The following is an 18,507-nucleotide window of genomic DNA, read 5'->3' as shown; positions in this document are numbered from 1 at the left end:
CCTCTAAAAAATGGTACCTTCAGGTAGTCAAAGAAAGGCGGTCTATTTAATATAACGTTTCAAACCGCCTTTCATTTTTAACAATAAAAATATAAACAAAGATGAGGAAAAAACTACAAACTACCTCATCATGGGGTAGTGTGCCCTGTCGACAATTAAAAATACTGTTTAGCAAGTAGTTAGCATCTTAAGTTAACGGCTATGGTCAGCTGACGGATGGCGAGTTCCATGTGGGTAACCAGAAAATTCAATGAAAAGAATCTTGATCCAACAGGTAATTAGCAACTTAAGAATTATATACAGATGAATAAATGGATAACAGTATTGGTATTCATCCTAATTGGTATCGGAGCTAAAGCTCAGCATGGATTAGCACTTAAGGCTGGAAAAGGTTTTTGGGTCGATGTGTTGCAGTTATTGTCGCCTGGTTATGGCTGGGAGGATGACGAGTTCTCGTCAAATCCTGAAGTGTATGGGAAAATGTTCACCGGAAGCATAACATGGATGGAGGCATCATACAAAATGAATACAGGCTATGCAGTCGCACTTTTTATTGGAAATGGGAATACCTCACAGCATTATAACGACTATTTAGGTTTTTTCTGGGAAAAGCAGTATTACTATGTTTATAACTTTTATAGCGTCACCTTTTTACGTGACTTTCAATTGAGGAAACACATTTTCTCACCCGGAGCAGGTGTATCGTACCGGTCGTTGAAAGAATCATACGCTGATTACAGTATCAGGTACAATGGAGATGAACTGATGTATTCGTGGCCAGGAGTTGTGAATAGCGAATTTAATGACCTTGGAATTGAATTAAAGCTTGATTATCAGTATTCATTTACCGAAAATTTGTCACTGGGATTGCGATGTATGGGTAACATTACTTTGGCAATTGGTTTTGAAAATGTAATGGTCTCTCCATTTCTATCATTTAGACTATAATAGAATTTCTTCGTTTCTGAGGGCAAACCGGAAAGTGAACCAATAAGTCGGACATACACCGCAAGGCGTGTTGAAGTTGATTTAAACGACTATTATCCATCCCAAATCCGGCTTCGGGTAAGCGTGCTGTCGCACAGTCGTAAGCCCCAGTTGATGAATCTTCCTGACCAATGACTTAGTGACCACTTTACCCTGTGAAATAAGGATATAATTGGATGGATTGATAAATTCATCGATGTCACCGATTGAAAAGCTGTAGATAGTAGTTATTTCACAGGGTGAACTTTTTCAATACAATTGAAAAATTTGCACCTGCAACTTGTTTTCAAAAAATATTTCTGTTTTCGTCTATCGTATGCTTCTTACAAAGTCGTTGACCTTGGTTTTGAGCTCACCTGCTTCGGTTAGTTTTTTAATGAAGGCCGAGCCAATGATGCCGCCGTTGGCATGTTGGGTGGTATATTCAAACGAACTACGGTCCTTGATGTTGAACCCGATCTGGGTTGGGTTTTTCAGTTGAAGGCTTTTAACCCGTTTGAAATATTCGAGTTGTTTTTCACGGTCAACCGTTTTGCCGGCGCCGGTGGTGCTTGCCGATGAAACCATGTAGATAAAACCGTTGCAGGCTTCGTCGTAAGCTCTGATGCGCTCATCGCTGCTTTGCGGAGTAATCAGAAAGACGCTGCTCAGGTCATATTTCCGGTAAAGCGCCTGGTAGCTTTCGAGGTATTCATCAAGTGGAATGTCGGGCAGTATAAGGCCCGAAACACCGCTTTCACTGCACGAAGCCATGAAGTTTTCGACCCCGTATTTCCACACGGGATTGATATAGCCCATCAGCAGAATGGGAATGTTCACCTCGTTTTTGATTGCTTTAAGTTGTTTGAAGAGTACTTTTAGGCTCATGCCGTTTTGGAGGGCTTTCAGGTTGCTTTGCTGTATGGTGGGGCCATCGGCCACCGGATCGCTGAAAGGCATGCCTACTTCAACAAGATCGGCGCCGGCTGCTTCCAGTTCTTTGATGATGGTGCCTGTGTCGTTCAGTTGAGGATAGCCCGCCGTGAAATAAATGGTGAGCAGGTTTTCTTTTTTATCGTTGAGTTTTTGCTGGAGCTTGTTCATTGCTTTTGGATTGAAAGTTGAAAAATCGTGCATGCTTTCGCGTGTATTTTACATTTTGCTGATATAGGTGTCCATGTCCTTGTCGCCGCGTCCTGAAACATTCACCACCACCACGTCGCTCTTTTGCAGCGGCAGTTTGTAGAGGCCTGCCAGGGCATGGGCCGATTCAAGTGCCGGAATAATGCCTTCGAGCCGGGTCATCAAAAAGGTGGCATCGATGGCTTCCTGATCGGTGGCGTCGATGTATTGCGCGCGCCCGCTTTTGAAAAGGTGGGCATGCAGGGGCCCGATGCCGGGATAGTCGAGGCCGGCCGAAATGGAATAGGGTTCGATGATTTGTCCATCGTCGTCCTGCATGAGCAGTGTTTTCGAACCGTGTATAAAACCGGTTCCGCCACAGGCAATGGTGGCAGCGGTTTCGCCCGAGGTAGTTCCCAGGCCTGAAGCTTCAACAGCCACCAATTTCACTTTTTCATCGTCGAGGTAGTGGTAAAAAGCCCCGGCGGCATTGCTGCCCCCGCCAACACAGGCCACGATGTAGTCGGGCGAAGTACGGCCAAGCAGCTCGTCGAGTTGCCACCCGATTTCCTCACTGATCACCGACTGAAAGCGGGAAACAATGTCGGGGTAGGGATGGGGGCCTACCACCGAACCAATCAGGTAGTAAGTATCTTCAGGATTGTTGATCCAGTCGCGAAGGGCTTCGTTGGTAGCATCTTTTAGCGTTTTGTTGCCGCTTTCGGCCGGCACCACTTTAGCACCCAGCATTTCCATCCGCTTTACATTGGGCATTTGCCTTTCGATGTCGGTGGCACCCATGTACACGATGCATTCCATGTTCATCAGTGCACAAACGGTGGCGGTGGCCACACCGTGCTGTCCGGCTCCGGTTTCAGCAATGATGCGTTTCTTGCCCATTTTACGGGCAAGCAGTATTTGCCCGATGGTGTTGTTTACCTTGTGTGAGCCGGTGTGGTTCAGGTCTTCGCGCTTCAGGTAAATCTGCGCACCAAAATGCTCGCTGAGCCGTTTGGCAAAGTAAAGCGGCGAAGGGCGTCCCACATAGTTTTTCAGCAGGTCGATGAACTCCCTTTTAAATTCATACGAATCAATAATTTCCTGATAGCAGGCTTTTAGTTCATCTACATTGGGCTGCAGCATTTCGGGAATGAATGCACCTCCAAATTCTCCGTAATATCCTTTATTGTCTACCTGATATTTCATATTCTCTTCTGTTTTTTCACTTCCTTGTTCATGATCAACGGGAAGCTTACAATTGCTGAATGAATGACCTTATCGCGTCGATATTTTTAATTCCCGGCGAAAGCTCAAATTTGCTGTTGATGTCGATCCCGGCCATCATTGGATGTTTGATTTCCTTTAACTCATCCGCATCGTTGGGGCCAATACCTCCGCTTAGCAGAAAGGGAAGATCTTCGTTGTAGTTTTTGAGCATCGACCAGTCGAATTTTTCGCCTGTACCACCATGTTTTTCCGAAGGAGTATCGAATAAAAACCAGTCGCAAAACGGGGCGTAGGCTTTATAGTTGTTGTTTTTATTTAAGTTGAAAGCTTTGATAATGCTGAACCCGGCTTCGCTGAGCATTCGGCATTGTTCGGGGCTTTCGTTGCCGTGCAGCTGTATCGTATCAAGGTGATATTGTAAGGCTGTTTCTCTAAGCACCGACGGTGTTTCGTTCACAAATACCCCGACTTTTCTGATTGCAGCAGGAAGCCTGCTGATTTGCTCTGCTTCAATTTTGCCGGGCACGTACCTGGGCGAAGGGGGATAAAAAATAAAGCCCAGCATCTGAATATTCATTGCTGCCAGCTGAAACATTCGTTCAGCATTTCCCATTCCGCATACTTTAATCAGCATGTTTCGTTCCTCCTGATGACCAGCATGTGGTCGCCGTTTTTCTGAAATTCATAGTTTACTTTTACCAGTTCGTGCTTCGGGTAACGTTCCATAAGTGCTTTCAGGTGAGTCGATTCGTTCGAATTCAGGTCGACCGTTGGGAAGATGCGTACTTCTTTGCCAACACGCAGCATTTCGTCGATCGACCGGATGTGGAAATCAAGATCCAGCTTTTCAGAATAGAGTAAAAGCAAATGGGAACACAGCACCAGATCGAAGGCATCGTTTTTGAAAGGAAGCACCGGCAGACTGGCTTCAATATAGCGTCCTTCTTCCTTTCCCTGTTCGTAATCGTTTAAAAACTGTTTCATCGATTTCATGCGGATTTTTCCCAGTCCTTCGAGGGAACCAAACTGTTTCCAGTTGAACTTGTCGAGGTTGGCTTTCGTCTGGTCGATTACCTCGGTGAAGGTTTCGTTGATTCTTTTTTCAATTTCCTTTTTCGAAAGTTCAAAAATCGGGTCAATCGAAGTGACATGGCCACCAAAGGCATTGGCCACCGAATTGAAGGCTGCCGGCCCGTCGCCACAGCCCAGCACTTTTTGTGACAGGAAGCCGGGCGAAAGATGGAACATGCTCACATACTCGGTATAAGAGCGTCCCCACGGTACAATTTTTTCATATTCAATCATAGTACATCCAATTTACCCCAACAGGGAGTGAAAAAATTAACTCAAACAGTAATCGTTGGTAAAACTATTAAAATATGCATTTCCGTACTTCTTTTAGCCGATCATTGTAATGAAGTTCTTACAGGCTGCTCCCGGATCATTTTCTTTCATGAAATTTTCACCCATCAAAAAGCCCTCGTAGCCAATGTGCTTAAGTCTTTTAACTGTTTCGGGGCTGCTGATTCCGCTTTCCGATATTTTTATAAACTGACCGGGAATCAGGTCAAACAGCTTTACCGATTGTTCTACATCGACCGAGAAAGTGTTCAGGTTGCGGTTGTTGACCCCCACGATGTCGACATTTTGGCTTAGTTTTTCGAGTTCGCCTGCATGGTGGATTTCAAACAGCACCTCCATGCCCAGTTCGTGGGCCAGGCTGCTGAGTGTTTCAACCTGTTGCTGTGTGAGCGAAGCCGCGATCAGCAGAATGGCTGCTGCTCCAAAGGCTTTGGCTTCGTACAGCTGGTATTCATCGAGCATGAAATCTTTCCGCAGAATCGGAATTTGAAGGAGTGCTGCTGCCTCCTGCAAATCGGTGAGCGAGCCGCCAAAATAATTTTGGTCGGTGAGTACCGAAACGGCCGAAGCTCCTGCTTCCTGGTAGCCTCGAACCACCTGCTCCAGCTGAACACCGGCATTGATCACTCCTTTTGATGGCGACTGGCGCTTGTGTTCGGCAATGATGCCCGAGCGCTGCCGCAGTGAAGCACTTAGCGAAGGGACGTTTCGCCCGAACAGGGGCATTCTTTTTAGTTCTTCAACAGAAAGTCTTTTTTTGGCAAGGGCCACTTCCTTTAACTTGTTTTGATTGATTTCGTCGAGTATGCTCATGGCTGTTTATTTTCAGAAAAAGTCGGTTTTATGCTGTTAACAATTCAAGCACCCTGGCTGCCTTGCCACCCATCAGTGAGCTCTGGGCCTCTTCGATGCACTGATCAATTCTTTTCGAAGGATCCATGGTGCGGATGGCGATGGCCGCATTGGCTGTCACCGCATTGTTTTGTGCTTCGCTACCTTCACCTTTCAAAATCGACTTGAAAATGGCTGCGGCTTCCTGCACCGTATTGCCTCCAAACAGGGCTTCCTGGCTTAGCGTAGTAAAACCAAGATGGTCGGGCGAGAGCAAAAGATCCTCGTTGTTCGATACGACTTTGAACTTTCCGGTTAGCGAAATTTCGTCGTAACCATCGAGGGAATAAAGTACCGAGTAACGCTTGCCTGTTTGCTGAAACAGGTAGCTGTACAAACGCACCGTTTCAAGATTGAAAACTCCGGCCATTTGTGCCTGCGGATTGGCAGGATTCACCAGCGGCCCGATGAGGTTGAAAAAAGTTTTCATGCCCAGTTCCCTGCGAATGGGGCCTACGGCTTTCATGGCAGGATGGAAAAGCGGGGCATGCATGAATACAAAGCCGGCCTTGTCGAGCTGCCGTTTCAAATGGTCGGTATCGTTGGTGAAGCGGTAACCGAAATATTCCATCACATTGCTGGAGCCGCAAGCCGACGATACGCCGTAGTTACCGTGTTTGGCGACTTTGTAACCGGCACCGGCCACCACCAGCGATGCCAGGGTCGAAATGTTGAAAGTATCCTTGCCGTCGCCGCCTGTTCCGCACAGGTCGATGGTTTCGAAGTCGGAAAAGTCGACCGGAATGCAAAGCTCAAGCAGGGCATCGCGGAAACCTGCCAGTTCTTCGGGGGTAATGCTGCGCATCATGTACACGGCCATGAATGCCGTGATTTGCGACTGGTTGTATTTTTCGGTGGCAATGTTCCGGAGAATCTCCTTTGCCTCGGCACGACTCAGCGTGCGGTGTTGTATTAAACGGTTGAGTATGGTCTTCATCTGAAAATGCTGTTTTGTGTTTCACTTTAAATGTTTGTTGCGCGTTTGCTCAGTCAGATAAAAAGTTGGCCATGATTTGTTTACCTGCCGGAGTAAGGATCGATTCGGGGTGAAACTGCACCCCTCTTACATCGTAGGTTTTATGGTAAAGACCCATGATGTTGCCTTCTTTGTCGCTGGCTGAAACCTGCACATCGGCAGGCACGTTTTCGGGATCGACGACCCAGCTGTGGTAACGGCCGGCTTCGATCGACTCGTCGAGCCATTTAAACGAACGGTCGTTATGATCGCTGATGAACACTTCGGTAGCTACGCCGTGGTACACCTTGTTCAGGTTGAGCAGTCGCCCGCCGTAAACTTCGGCAATGGCCTGGCAGCCCAGACACACTCCAAAAATGCTTTTCGTGGCCCCGTAGGTGGCAATTACTTCCTTGAGGATGCCTGCTTCATCGGGCACGCCCGGTCCGGGTGAGAGTACAATTTTATCGTAGCTTCCCACTGCTTCGATGCTGATCTGATCGTTCCGGTATACATCGATTACATTTTCGGGAGCCAGTTCCCTGAGCAGGTGCACCAGGTTGTAGGTAAACGAATCGTAGTTGTCGAGCACCAGTATTTTGGATGTTTTTGCAATCATTGTGTATTGTAATTGAATCGGGTGGTTCATTGTCCTTGTTTATAAACTGATTTCAGTATTGATATTTTCGGCTTCGATGATGGCTTTTTTCAGTGCACCCAGTTTGTTGTTGACCTCCTGCAATTCACTTTCGCGTTTCGATTCGGAAACAATTCCGGCACCTGCCTGACAAATCAGCTGATTGTTTTTGCTCAAAAAAGTACGGATGGTAATGGCATGGTTGATGTTTCCGTTGAAACCGATGAAGCCAATGGCCCCGCCATAATACGAACGCGCCACGTTTTCAAGTTCGTCGATGATTTCCATGGCCTTGTACTTGGGCGCTCCCGAAAGCGTACCTGCCGGAAAAGTGTCGCCAAACACCTTGATGGTATTGGTTCCCGGTGCCAGTTCTCCGCTTACCTCCGAAACCAGGTGCAATACGTGCGAATAATATTGTACTTCGCGGTAGTTATCGACCATTACGTTCGAGGAGTTACGGCTCAGATCGTTCCGGGCCAGATCGACCAGCATCACATGTTCGGCATTTTCCTTTTTGTCGGCAGCCAGGTCAATGGCCAGCTGGCGGTCGCTTTCGTCGTTGCCGGTTCGTTTGAAGGTGCCGGCAATGGGGTTGATGGTGGCCTTGTTGTTGTGCACAATGAGCTGTGCTTCGGGCGACGAGCCAAATATTTTGTAGTTGCTGTAATCGAAATAGAACAGATAGGGCGAGGGATTGATACGACGCAGGGCGCGGTAAACATTGAACTCGTCACCCGAAAATGCCTGGCTGAAACGACGCGATAAGACAATCTGGAAAACATTGCCGCGGAAACAATGTTCTTTGCCTTTGTCGACCATTTGCATGTATTCATCGTCGGTGATGTTCGATGTTTCATTTCCTACGGTTTTGAAGCGGAAGCTGACCACGTTCTGGTTCAGAAGGATGTTGGTCAGTTCGTTGGCTTTGCTTTGTTCGCCTTCCTGCAGATTTTCGATCAGGGTAACGTCGTTGTTGAAGTGGTTGATGGCGATCACGTAGCGATGAAAAGCGTACCTGATTTCGGGAATGCCTTCTTCTATACCATTTCGTTCCTTTAAACTGATGGTTTCGAAATAACGGATGGCATCGTAGGCCGTATAGCCCCACAAACCGTTTACCAGTCCTTTTTGTGTCAGTTCGGGGACTTCAAAAGCATGAAGGAAATTGTTGAGTGCCTCGGTCACCATGTGTCCGCGATCGATGGACGTCGTTTCGGCATTTGTTCCCGGAAGCTGTTGTTTCATGCTTCCGCGGTTTACCTCGAAGGTGGCAATTTCATCGAAACAAATGTAGCTCATGCTGTTGCTTGAACCATGGTAGTCGCTACTCTCAAGCAGGAGGGTGTTGGGGTAGGTGTCGCGCATTTTCAGGTAAATGCTGACCGGCGTCACCAGGTCGGCAATGGTTCCCGACAATTTGGTGGTTTTGGTGTTAATTTTTATCCTGTTCATTTTTTAGTTTGTTACGATTTTAAAAGAAAAAAGGCTTGTCGGAAGTTCCGACAAGCCTTGAATATTTTTCAACTTTATACACACGAGCGGCCTGCTCAACTTCCGATATCGAAATTAAGTTGTTGCCACCACCAGGTATTTACAGTTCTTGTTTGCATTATTTCATTTTTGATGAGTACAAATAAACAGAATGCTTTTTAAAAATCAAAGCCTAAGTGTGTAAATAAAATATTAATTGTAAGAAGAAGTTTGTGAAATGCCCTGAAATGAAGGGAAAGCGCATGATGTAATTTTAAATTGAAACGAGGAATGAGCAATCATTCCCCGTTTTCAACTTCTCTTCTATGAACTTACTTTACGAAATTATTTTCTTTTATTGAATCAGTACTTTGAAATGCCAGTTGCCTTTTTCATCGTTCAAACGAAGCAGGTACCATCCTTTTTTCTCAATATGAATGCTTATTGCATTTTCATTACTAGCCTGCATGCTGAAAGGTACCATTTGTCTGCCGCTGATGTCGAAAACCTGCAGCTGCTTCAGGTGAATGCCGGGAGCTTCAATGTTTACAACTCCTTTTGAAGGATTAGGATAAACCCGTCCCGAGAAGTTGTTAGCTTGGAAAACTGAAGTTCCGCCAGTTACCGTGATTAAATCGCTAACTGTGAGGGTATCGCTCATCTCGCCATTCGATACCACCAGGCTTACCGTGAAGATTCCACCTGTGGTATAGGTGTGCGAAGGGCTTTGTTCGGTGCTGGTATTGCCATCGCCAAAATCCCAGGCCCACGAAATGGCATTTTCCGACAGATCGGTAAAGAAAACTTCCAGCGGGGCAGCTCCTTCGGTAAGGTCGGCGAAAAAGTCGGCTTTGGCAGGAGGTACATTTTCCGACTCGCTTAAATGTACTTCGTCGATAAGTACCTTAAAGGCATAGTTGGTATTTTCCCAGTCGATTGCGCCGGTTTTAATTACAAAATAATAGGTGCCGTCGGTTTCGGGTACAAAAATGCCAACTGGTTCATCGTTATCGCGGCCCCCATTGAGCAGGAAAGTCCCGTCGATGCCTTTTCCGTTTTGGGCGGTCCATGAGTTGAAGAAAGCGATTTTACTATGTCCTTCGCCATAATCGGCACCATCGACCGGGGCACTGGTTCCAATAAAGACCTCACTCCAGAAATGGTCGAGATTTTCACTCAAATCTTTAAAGGCTGCATCAAAAGTATATTTCATTCCGGCTTTCAGTTCCACCTGTTGCCAGATGCAATACAGCGCCTGGTTGTTGAGCACCTGGGCCGAAAGGTAAAGACCACCACCCTGGCCATGGGCAGCGACATCGTCGGTGTAATTCCAAACGGCTTCGGTGGGTGCAGTGGCATTCAGTTCGGTGATGTTCCATAGGTTGGGATCTTCCATGTTGCCACCATAAAGCATTTCTCCTTCGGGCAGCTCGGGCTTTTCGTTGGCTTTGATGAAATTTGCCTTTTCAAGCACTGTTGAGCCCACTTCGTTGCTGACCGTTAAGGTGACCGTGTACGATCCAACATTTTCGTAGGTGTGAAGCGGATTTTGTTCTGTACTGCTGTTGCCGTCTCCGAAATCCCAGGTCCATGATTCAGCAAAGGTCGAATGGTCGGTAAATTGAACGCTTAAAGGAGCAAAGCCCAGGGGGGTGTTGGCACTGAAGGCTGCAACTGGCGCGACACGTTGTGCCGTAAGCGAAAGTTCGTCGATCGACATGGCAAAGGGCATTTCTTTGCCTTCCCAGTCGGTCGATCCCAACTTCAACACAAAGAAATATTCTCCATCTTCTTCGGGGGTGAAAACCTTGTTGTTGCAAGCATTTTTCAGGAAGGTGCCGTCGAGCCCCTTTGGATTGCACTCGGTGCTCCAGGTGCTGAATTCAGCCAGCATGAAATTGCCCGGATCGTCTTTTGAATAATCGAGCCCCTCGATGGGTTCAGTGCCAATGTACACTTCAACCCAGGCCTGATTCAGGTTGGCGGTAAAATCGCGGAAGGCCCCGTTGAATTCGTATTGGTAGTCTTTTGAGAGATTCACCATTTGATAAATACAATATTGAACGGTTGAATTTTGCGACATTCCATTGACGTGCAAGGCACCTTCGCGACCGGCCCCAGGCGTTTTTTCCATGTCGTTCCAGCTTACCAGCGGCTCACTGCCTTCGGGTGTAGCCAAAAAGTTGGACTGCCAGGCTGCTTCGTCGTTCATTTCTCCTCCTGTAAGCACTCCTCCGGCGGTGAGTTGCTCTCCCGGGTTAACAGTGATGTAGCCGGTTTTAACCAGCTCGGTGCTTCCGGTTGAATTGCTGGCGGTGAGGCTTACTGTGTAAATTCCTTCGCTTTCATAAACGTGTACCGGATTTTGTTCGCTACTGCCTGTGCCATCACCAAAATTCCATTCCCAGCTTTCTGCAAAGGTCGATTGGTCGGTAAACTGTACTTCAAAAGGAGCCAGACCGGTAAGTGCGTTGGCTTCAAACTCAACAACGGGGGCGCTTTCGCGTGCAGTGAGCGACAGTTCATCCACTGCAAATGCGAAGGCCTGATCGGTGCCGTCCCACGAGGTACTTCCCATTTTTAAAACGAAGTAGTAGCTGCCCGTGGTATCGGGGATGAAGCTGGCATAATTTTCAAGATCCTGGCCGAAAGTGCCATCTTCATTGGCGTAGCTGGCCCAGGTACCCAGGGCTGCCAGACGGAACTGGCCTTCACCGTAGTCGGAGCCATCGGCCGGTTGGGTGCCGATAAAGACCTCACACCAGCTGTTGTTACTTTGAAGTATCTTAAAGGCGCCATCGAAAACATAGTTTTTACCGGCTGTTAAATTTACCGCCTGATAAATACAATATTGCACTGTGCTGTTGTTCGATGTTCCGCTAACATAGAGGTTGCCCCCTGTCCCCGAGGCAAGGGTGTTTTCGGCCGAGCCCCAGTTCGCTGCCGCCAATCCTTCGGCAGGTGAATTCAATACACTGCTTTGCCAGGCATCGGCACTTTCCATGTTGCCGCCTGTTAGTAGTTCGTCCTGGGCATTTGCACCCAAAACAAACATCATCATACTCATAATGAATAAAAAGGTTAATAGCTGTTTCATTGGTTTCATTTTAGTTATGATTGTAATATTTAAGTTGTTTGTATTATTCTCCATTCGGAAAGATTTGTATGGTAGTCGGGATGGAGTAATTGTTGAATGCATCGATGGTGTAAACCGACACGTTGTAGCCTTTGATCTCCAGCTGGTCAATCACGGCTGAATCGACCATGCTTTCAAAGAGGATGCTGTCGTCCTGATAGTCGATAAGGATCTTTTTGGCAATGTCACTATCCGGATTTTCCCATTTCAGCGTGGCTGTTTTCAAACCAACGACGGCTGTAAGCTTGCTGACTTTGGGTGAATACACGCGTTCTTTTTCAAGGTATTGTTTGTAGTTGTCATCCATGCCGGTGCATGAAAACAGGCTTAAGAAGAGCCCGAAGACCAAAAGGATGTTGATGATTTTAGCATTCATACCGGTGATTTTAAAGTTGAACATTGTCTAATCCGAATAGTGTGATTTCTGAGCCATACACATTGGTTTCGCTGCCATAGCCCGAAGTGATACTGAACTTCAGGTAGCGAAAAGGTGCCGAAGTACTTTCGAGCTGAAACTCATGTCCGTCGATGGCTTCCTGTATTTTATCGCCGGGAATGTTGCCTTCTTCATCGCGTGGATCGCCAATGTCGAAATTACCCAGCAGGTACCATTCCTGCATGTCGTTGCTGGCCCAGAGATCGAATGAGCGCATGTTTTCGTTCTGATAATAGTAGTAGTTTTCACTGATGCTGTTACTGCCTTCGGTATACCAGTAGGCCCGCTGCCACACCACAAAACGGTTCAGAATGATGTTTTTGTTCAGATCGATCACCAGGTCGAGCGGGAAGTTCAGTGTGCCTCCGTTTTCATCGCGGTTAATGATGAAGTAGCTGTTGTCATCGGCCGATTCCTTCGTGTCGACCACATCGTCGAAGAAATTCACGCTTTCACCTTCCCATGCATTGCCGTTGACCGATAGCGACTGTACCAGACTCCAGATTGACTTATCAATTTTCTGTTCAAACAGGGGTTTGATGGAAGCCAGAAACTGCTGTTCGGTTTTGTTGCCGTTAAAATCTTCCACCATGGCCGAAAAATCGTAGGTGATGGAATCCATACCTCGAACAATCAGCTCTTCCTCTGCATTGTTGGACGAAAGAATGCGCTCCTGAACCTTGCTTCCATCGTCGTAATAGAGGTACACAAAAACGGTTTTTTCGGCCGGGTTTTCCCAGCTTATTTTAATGCCTCCCAGATCGGGGATCAGTGAAATGCTTTCCTGTACTTTGTAAATGAACGAAATAAGCGGTGTTACTTCCGTGCTTACTTTTTCCGAAAAGTTATTGGCACGATCCACCACATACACATCTACCGAATGCGCGTTGGTGTCGTTGAATCCGTCGACTTCTATTTTGTTCACATAACGGCTCGACGATTTGAAAACCTTTTTGCCCAGTGAATTGGTGTATTCGGCACGGACGTACAAAATGTCGTCGTCGTCGGGCAGTTCGTAGCTGATGATGGCACCGCCGTTGGTGGCATCGACCCCGGTGATGCTTACTGTTCCGGGTGGAATGGTGTCGGTAATTTCTTCTTCAACACAGCCCGTAAGCAGGACGACCATTGCTGTTGCGATGCTGATTACTTTTAGAATGTGAAGCAAATTATTGGTATAGTTCATGGTATCTGCTGTTTTAAATTTCTTACCAGCCCGGGTTTTGAACCAGATTGGAGTTAACTATCATTTCGTCGAGTTGAATGGGGAAGAGGTAGTCGCGTGGTGTCATGAACGAGCGCTGACCGACATTCCTGACCGTATAAAATTTATTGGGCGAACTTTCATCGACACTCCAGCCCGTAACTGCTTTATTGAAATATTTGTCAGCCAGTTTCCATCGGCGGATGTCGTAATAGCGGTTCCCTTCAAAGGCGAGCTCAATCATTCTTTCCTGCCTGATAATTTCACGCAGTCCGGTCTTGTCGTTGTGCTTGTTAAGCGAACGGGCCAAAGCCGGGTTGCTCCATGCTTCTTGTACGGTTGGGATTCCAGCTCTTTCCCTCACCTGGTTCAAGGCTTCAAACACTTCGTCCGAAGGGCCCTGAAACTCATTGAGCGCTTCGGCATAGTTCAGGTAGAGTTCGGCCAGCCTGATGATGGGCCAGGGATAAGTAATCAGCTTGTTGTATTCATCGCCTTCGGAGGATGGATGACAAATCTTTTTCAGCACATAACCTGTAATCACATAATCGTTGGTGTTGGCGCGACGTCCGTGTTCATCGCCCTTGCGCATTTTCAGCTTCCACTTATCGCTCCAGGTACGGTAAATGCCCCGGTCGAAACCCACCGATGCATAAAAGCGGGGTTCGCGCTTGAGGTGGAGGGCTGCTGTTACTTCTCCGGGCTGGGCATGCAGCTGTTCCTCTTCGGGGATCAGTGTCAGTTTGTAACGCCGGTCGTAATCGTAGGTCAGGTCTTCGCCGATGGGCAGCCCGTTATGGGTGTAGTAGCTTTCAACCATCTCAAGCGTTGGCGATACCCATTGCCAGGCACCATAGTTGGATGAAGCATTGGGATTGATCATCATGGCTGCTGCCTGAAGGGTCCACCAGTCGCCATTATCCACCGGATCGGAATTGCCCCAGATCAGTTCCTTGTTCCACTTGTCGGTAAACATGTAACGGTAGTCGTACAAAGCTTTTACCTCGTTCGATTGATAAGCCAGCGTATCGAAAGTAGGAAGTACATCGCTGTAGCGATACAGGTCGGCCCCGTTTTCGAGTGCAAAATCGATGGCTGCTTTGGCTGCCTGTGCTGCTTTTTCCCATTTTGCTGCATCGTAAGTTGTGTTAAAAAGCTTGTTGCCTTCCTTGTCGGTGAAGGTTTCGTAGAACTCGGAATTACCATTAAAAAGCGGGCTGGCTGCATACAACAATACCCTCGATTTAATCGACAGAGCGATCAGCTGATCGACCCGCCCCAGATTGTTATCCGAGGTAATGCGTTGGGGCAGGGCTTCGATTGCCTCGTCGATGGTGTTCACGATGTAGTCGATCACTACGTCGACCGCTTCGCGTTTTACCCTTACCTGTTCAATTTCGGACGAAATGGGCAGGTTCTCATCCACAATGGGAATGGGACCGAATTGGGTAAATAAAAGAAAGTGGTAGTAGGCTTTCAGAAAAATCACTTCGGCTTTCCATGTGGCCTTCTCGCTGTCGTTCATGTCGTTCACCTTGTCGATGTTTTCGATGAAGGTGTTGCAATCGCGAAGGGCCTGAAAAAGCGACGACTGACTGCGTCCATGTGCATAGTAACCGGCCCAGTAACTCAACAGTGGAGTAGAGGTCGACTGTTTACCGCGCATCATTTCCACGCCCGGTGTTTCCTGCGGAATCGGGGTGGTGAGCTCATCGGAAGCAAAGGCGTGGGTGGCGTAAACACCATCCTGCTGCGGAAGATAGTGATAACAGGTGGCCAGCGCCTTGTAGGCGGCATCCTTGCGCTCGAACAGGAGCTCCAGTTCCTGCGTTTTATCCGGAACGATGTCGAGATAATCGTCGCAGGCACTGAGGATGAATAGTAAGACGATGGGTAGGATGATTCGTATCATGATTGCTGTTTGTTTTAAATTAGAAGGTCATGTTAAGGCCAAGATTGATAATTCGTTGAGGCGGGTAACCAAGTCCATTGCCTGCCATTTCGGGATCCCATAGTTTAAAGCCGCTAAAGGTGAGCAGGTTGGTTCCGTTCATATAAATTCTGGCTTCTTCAATTTGCAGCTTTCTGAGCATTTTGTCAGAAAGCGACCACCCGATTTCGACACTCTTCAGACGAAGGAAACTGCCGTTTCGCAGCCACCAGGTCGATTGTTTTTCGTTGTTGGGTACCGACAGGGTGGATAAGCGCGGCCAGAAGGCATAGGGATCGGGATTGTCGTCGGACCAGTGATTGTCGGCAATGATCTTTAAGGCATTGCGTTCGCCAATGAAAGGGGCAATGGTGCCGGGTTCAACAAAGAACGATTCTCTGGCAATACCCTGAAAAAAGAAAGAGAAATCGACTTGCTTATAGCCCATGGAAGCACCGGCACCGTAAACAATTTCAGGAACGGTAGGAAAGCCAATGGGAACGCGGTCGAGATCGTCTACTTTTCCGTCTTCGTTAACATCGACATATTTGATGTCGCCGGGTAAATAGCCTGCATCACCCGAACCACTGCCCTGATTGTATTGCGATGGAGAATTGATCACATCGTGTTCGTCGATAAAAAGCCTTTCGGCAACCAGCCCCCATTGTTGATTGATGGGATGCCCCACGCGGCTGAGGTAATCGTACTGATAAACCGGTTCGCCGTTTTTCAGGGTCTCATTGGTCGAGTAGGTGAAGTTGATTCGGGAAGTAATCCACAGGTCGTTGCTGACCACATGATTGTAGTCGAGCGAAATGTCGGTGCCCTGCGATTTAGCTTCACCGATGTTACTGTTGATGTTGGCCGTTAAACCCATGGTACCCGGCACGTATTCCCAGGCCCAGTAAATGTTGCGCCGGTGTTCTGAAAAGAGATCGACTTGCAGGGTCATCTTTTCAAACAGTCCCAGTTCCAGACCCAGGTTCGACTTTTCGGCCACTTCCCAGGTTACTTCGCTGTTGGGGTACCTGTTAATGATGTATCCACTGTGCGCGTTGCTGAAATTGCGGCCAAAGGTGTAGCCCCGGCCTCCGTCGTTCAGGTTGACGTTTGAAAGATAGAAGAAGCGATCGTTGGGATCCGAAATGGCATCGTTACCAACCAAACCGTATGTTGCTTTCAATTTCAATTGATCAACTACTCCTTTGAAATCTTCAAAGAATGGTTCGTTCGAAACGGCCCAGCCCACACCGGCCGACGGGAAGAAACCATAGCGATGGTTTTCGGCAAATTTTTCGGAGCCGTTGTAGCCAAAGTTGAATTCGGTAAAATAGCGGCTGCTAAAGCCATAGGTCACTCTGCCCGAAACACCCATGTTTCTCGACGGAAGCGTAGCGTAGGAGTTTCCACCCAGGGTATTCAGCGATTCCTTGCGGGTGAAAACCAGCAGGGCTCCAACATCGTGCCGATCGGCGAAAGTGCGGTTGTATTGTGCCACCAGTTCAAAATAGAAACTGCTGTTGGCAGCATTTACAACATTAGGATCGTTGAGAAACTCGGTTCCTTCCTGTATCTGATAAAGTGAATGCTTAATGCCTTCTTCTGTTTCAAGCGCAGCCAAACCATAATAAAAGGGGGTAAATTCACGGGAGTTTTCGTTCATGCTGTAATTTCTGACCGAAGCCATTCCTCTGAATTTAAGTCCTTCGGTGAGGAAGTCCATATCCTGTTCCAGCTGAAACTGTGAGAGGATGGTCGAACTAAAGCGGTCTTTGTAGCCTTTCACCATGTCGGCATAGGGATTGGGAAAATTTCCTGTACCCTTATTGCCAAAAAGGGTGTGGTTCACATACTGGTCGTAAGCGATGCCTTCGTAATATTTGGGAAAATTGACCGGGTTGGCTTGCATCACCGACTCGAAAATGGCGTTGGCACTGTTTACCGGACCATTGTAACGGTCGAACATGGAATAGAATTTGACTTCGGCCTGGGTTGTTTTTGTGAGTTTGATGTTGACATTGGCCCTCATGTTGTAGCGCTTAATGTCGATGTTGTTGTTGAAGTTGTTGAGCGGATCCACTTTCAAAAGTCCTTTTTCGTTGGTATACGAAACCGAAAGGTAGTATTGGGCCACCTCGCCACCGCCGTTGATGTTCAGGTTGGCTTTTTTGTTGAATACCTGATTACGGAACAACTCGTTGTACCAGTCGATGTTGGGATAGCTATTGGGATCGAGGCCCTTGCGTGTTCCTTCAATTTTTTCCTTTGAGTAATGCAAAAGTGCATCGGGCTGGCGGGTGCGGAGTGCCTTGTTGTACAATTCCATGTATTCTACCCCGTCGAGAAACTGGTTGGTCATGGTTGGCGACGACATGGAACTTTCGATGCGCAGCGAAACCCTGGCTTTCCCTTTTTTCCCTTCCTTGGTGGTTACCAGTATGACGCCGTTGGCACCTCGCGCACCGTAAAGTGCAGTAGCGGTAGCGTCCTTCATGATCGAAAAACTGGCAATGTTGTCGGGTTCAATCCGTGCCAGGTCGTTGGTGGTCACTTCCAGTCCGTCGATCAGAATCAGCGGGTCGTTTTTGTAACCGAAAGTAGTCACCCCGCGAATGAAGAACTGGGCGTTGTCCTGTCCAGGTTCCCCCGAGCGCTGGTAGGAGATGACCCCGGCCAGTTTGCCTGCAAAGGCGGCTGTCAGGTTGGTGGGGGCAATTTTCAGTTCTTTGGGATTTATGGTGTTGATGGAGGCGATGACGCTTTCCTTCTTCTGGGTTTGAAAGGCTACTACCTGCACCTCTTCGAGTGCTTCGGCCGATTCGCTCATGATTACATCAATGTTGCGCTGCTCATTGACAACAATCAGCTGGCTGGTATAACCAATAAACGAAAAACGCAGGGTGTCGCCCTGTTGAATGTTGTTGATCGCGTAACGTCCATCGATCGACGATACCGTGCCATTGCCGGTTCCCATTTTTAAAATGGTAACCCCCGGAAGGGGTAGTCCTTCGCTATCGACCACCAGGCCGCTAACGATTTGCTGTTGGGCCATGAGTACAGGACCCGATAAAATCAGAAACAGTAAGAGCAGGCAGGAGATGCCCGATTTTTTAACTGTTTGTCTGTTTATAAAATTTCTCACAATTGTCAGGTTTATTTTTGGTTCAA

The 18,507-nt window shown here is 47.6% G+C and carries 14 protein-coding genes; 1 reads left to right on the top strand and 13 read right to left on the bottom strand.

The window, feature by feature from the left end; translation table 11 throughout:
* Positions 1 to 303 precede the first annotated feature (303 nt).
* A complete protein-coding gene (locus tag FHS86_RS18070; RefSeq protein ID WP_429417127.1) occupies positions 304 to 948 on the top strand; it encodes a hypothetical protein in 645 nt (214 codons plus the stop codon).
* 348 nt (positions 949 to 1,296) lie between these two features.
* On the opposite strand, the gene trpA is transcribed toward FHS86_RS18070, so the two are convergent.
* The 13 genes from trpA to FHS86_RS18005 all read right to left on the bottom strand — a co-directional run bounded on the left by trpA (position 1,297) and on the right by FHS86_RS18005 (position 18,481).
* Positions 1,297 to 2,070: a tryptophan synthase subunit alpha gene (gene trpA / locus FHS86_RS18065; RefSeq protein WP_429417125.1), complete on the bottom strand. Its 774-nt coding sequence runs from the start codon at positions 2,068 to 2,070 to the stop codon at positions 1,297 to 1,299.
* Positions 2,071 to 2,118: 48 nt separating this feature from the next.
* The gene (trpB, locus tag FHS86_RS18060; protein WP_429417123.1) at positions 2,119 to 3,294 is read right to left on the bottom strand and encodes a tryptophan synthase subunit beta; all 1,176 of its coding nucleotides are present in this window, start codon (positions 3,292 to 3,294) and stop codon (positions 2,119 to 2,121) included.
* Positions 3,295 to 3,340: 46 nt separating this feature from the next.
* Positions 3,341 to 3,928, bottom strand: a complete 588-nt coding sequence (locus FHS86_RS18055) for a phosphoribosylanthranilate isomerase (RefSeq protein ID WP_429417121.1) — start codon at positions 3,926 to 3,928, stop codon at positions 3,341 to 3,343.
* Positions 3,929 to 3,942: 14 nt separating this feature from the next.
* Positions 3,943 to 4,620 carry a hypothetical protein gene (locus FHS86_RS18050; RefSeq protein ID WP_429417118.1) on the bottom strand — a complete coding sequence of 226 codons (678 nt, stop codon included), beginning with the start codon at positions 4,618 to 4,620 and terminating at the stop codon, positions 3,943 to 3,945.
* A gap of 93 nt (positions 4,621 to 4,713) precedes the next feature.
* On the bottom strand, positions 4,714 to 5,490 hold the full coding sequence (trpC, locus tag FHS86_RS18045; protein WP_429417115.1) for an indole-3-glycerol phosphate synthase TrpC: 777 nt from the start codon (positions 5,488 to 5,490) through the stop codon (positions 4,714 to 4,716).
* 28 nt (positions 5,491 to 5,518) lie between these two features.
* Entirely contained in the window at positions 5,519 to 6,505 is a 987-nt protein-coding gene (trpD, locus tag FHS86_RS18040) for an anthranilate phosphoribosyltransferase (protein WP_429417112.1), read from the bottom strand.
* A gap of 49 nt (positions 6,506 to 6,554) precedes the next feature.
* On the bottom strand, positions 6,555 to 7,172 hold the full coding sequence (locus FHS86_RS18035) for an anthranilate synthase component II (protein WP_429417109.1): 618 nt from the start codon (positions 7,170 to 7,172) through the stop codon (positions 6,555 to 6,557).
* 9 nt (positions 7,173 to 7,181) lie between these two features.
* Positions 7,182 to 8,615 (bottom strand): anthranilate synthase component I family protein, encoded by a 1,434-nt coding sequence (locus FHS86_RS18030; RefSeq protein ID WP_429417106.1) that lies wholly within the window; start codon positions 8,613 to 8,615, stop codon positions 7,182 to 7,184.
* Positions 8,616 to 8,988: 373 nt separating this feature from the next.
* Entirely contained in the window at positions 8,989 to 11,730 is a 2,742-nt protein-coding gene (locus FHS86_RS18025; protein ID WP_429417103.1) for a PKD domain-containing protein, read from the bottom strand.
* Positions 11,731 to 11,773: 43 nt separating this feature from the next.
* Complete coding sequence (locus tag FHS86_RS18020; protein WP_429417100.1) at positions 11,774 to 12,145, bottom strand: DUF4998 domain-containing protein; 372 nt, start codon at positions 12,143 to 12,145, stop codon at positions 11,774 to 11,776.
* 10 nt (positions 12,146 to 12,155) lie between these two features.
* Positions 12,156 to 13,391, bottom strand: coding sequence for a DUF4959 domain-containing protein (locus FHS86_RS18015; RefSeq protein ID WP_429417097.1), 1,236 nt, complete (start codon positions 13,389 to 13,391; stop codon positions 12,156 to 12,158).
* A 22-nt stretch (positions 13,392 to 13,413) separates the two neighbouring features.
* On the bottom strand, positions 13,414 to 15,321 hold the full coding sequence (locus FHS86_RS18010) for a RagB/SusD family nutrient uptake outer membrane protein (RefSeq protein ID WP_429417094.1): 1,908 nt from the start codon (positions 15,319 to 15,321) through the stop codon (positions 13,414 to 13,416).
* Positions 15,322 to 15,340: 19 nt separating this feature from the next.
* On the bottom strand, positions 15,341 to 18,481 hold the full coding sequence (locus tag FHS86_RS18005) for a SusC/RagA family TonB-linked outer membrane protein (RefSeq protein ID WP_429417091.1): 3,141 nt from the start codon (positions 18,479 to 18,481) through the stop codon (positions 15,341 to 15,343).
* Positions 18,482 to 18,507 lie beyond the last annotated feature (26 nt).

This window comes from Roseimarinus sediminis, assembly GCF_050433125.1.
Classification (GTDB): Bacteria; Bacteroidota; Bacteroidia; order Bacteroidales; family Prolixibacteraceae; genus Roseimarinus; species Roseimarinus sediminis.
The sequence above is the reverse complement of the archived record's forward strand: the minus strand, read 5'-3'. Positions and strand labels throughout refer to the sequence as shown.

Bases quoted from the DNA above. Each gene is read 5' to 3' on its own strand.
- FHS86_RS18070 (WP_429417127.1), top strand. From the start codon at position 304: ATGAATAAATGGATAACAGTATTGGTATTCATCCTAATTGGTATCGGA.
- trpA (WP_429417125.1), bottom strand. From the start codon at position 2,070: ATGAACAAGCTCCAGCAAAAACTCAACGATAAAAAAGAAAACCTGCTC.
- trpB (WP_429417123.1), bottom strand. From the start codon at position 3,294: ATGAAATATCAGGTAGACAATAAAGGATATTACGGAGAATTTGGAGGT.
- FHS86_RS18055 (WP_429417121.1), bottom strand. From the start codon at position 3,928: ATGGGAAATGCTGAACGAATGTTTCAGCTGGCAGCAATGAATATTCAG.
- FHS86_RS18050 (WP_429417118.1), bottom strand. From the start codon at position 4,620: ATGATTGAATATGAAAAAATTGTACCGTGGGGACGCTCTTATACCGAG.
- trpC (WP_429417115.1), bottom strand. From the start codon at position 5,490: ATGAGCATACTCGACGAAATCAATCAAAACAAGTTAAAGGAAGTGGCC.
- trpD (WP_429417112.1), bottom strand. From the start codon at position 6,505: ATGAAGACCATACTCAACCGTTTAATACAACACCGCACGCTGAGTCGT.
- FHS86_RS18035 (WP_429417109.1), bottom strand. From the start codon at position 7,172: ATGAACCACCCGATTCAATTACAATACACAATGATTGCAAAAACATCC.
- FHS86_RS18030 (WP_429417106.1), bottom strand. From the start codon at position 8,615: ATGAACAGGATAAAAATTAACACCAAAACCACCAAATTGTCGGGAACC.
- FHS86_RS18025 (WP_429417103.1), bottom strand. From the start codon at position 11,730: ATGAAACAGCTATTAACCTTTTTATTCATTATGAGTATGATGATGTTT.
- FHS86_RS18020 (WP_429417100.1), bottom strand. From the start codon at position 12,145: ATGAATGCTAAAATCATCAACATCCTTTTGGTCTTCGGGCTCTTCTTA.
- FHS86_RS18015 (WP_429417097.1), bottom strand. From the start codon at position 13,391: ATGAACTATACCAATAATTTGCTTCACATTCTAAAAGTAATCAGCATC.
- FHS86_RS18010 (WP_429417094.1), bottom strand. From the start codon at position 15,321: ATGATACGAATCATCCTACCCATCGTCTTACTATTCATCCTCAGTGCC.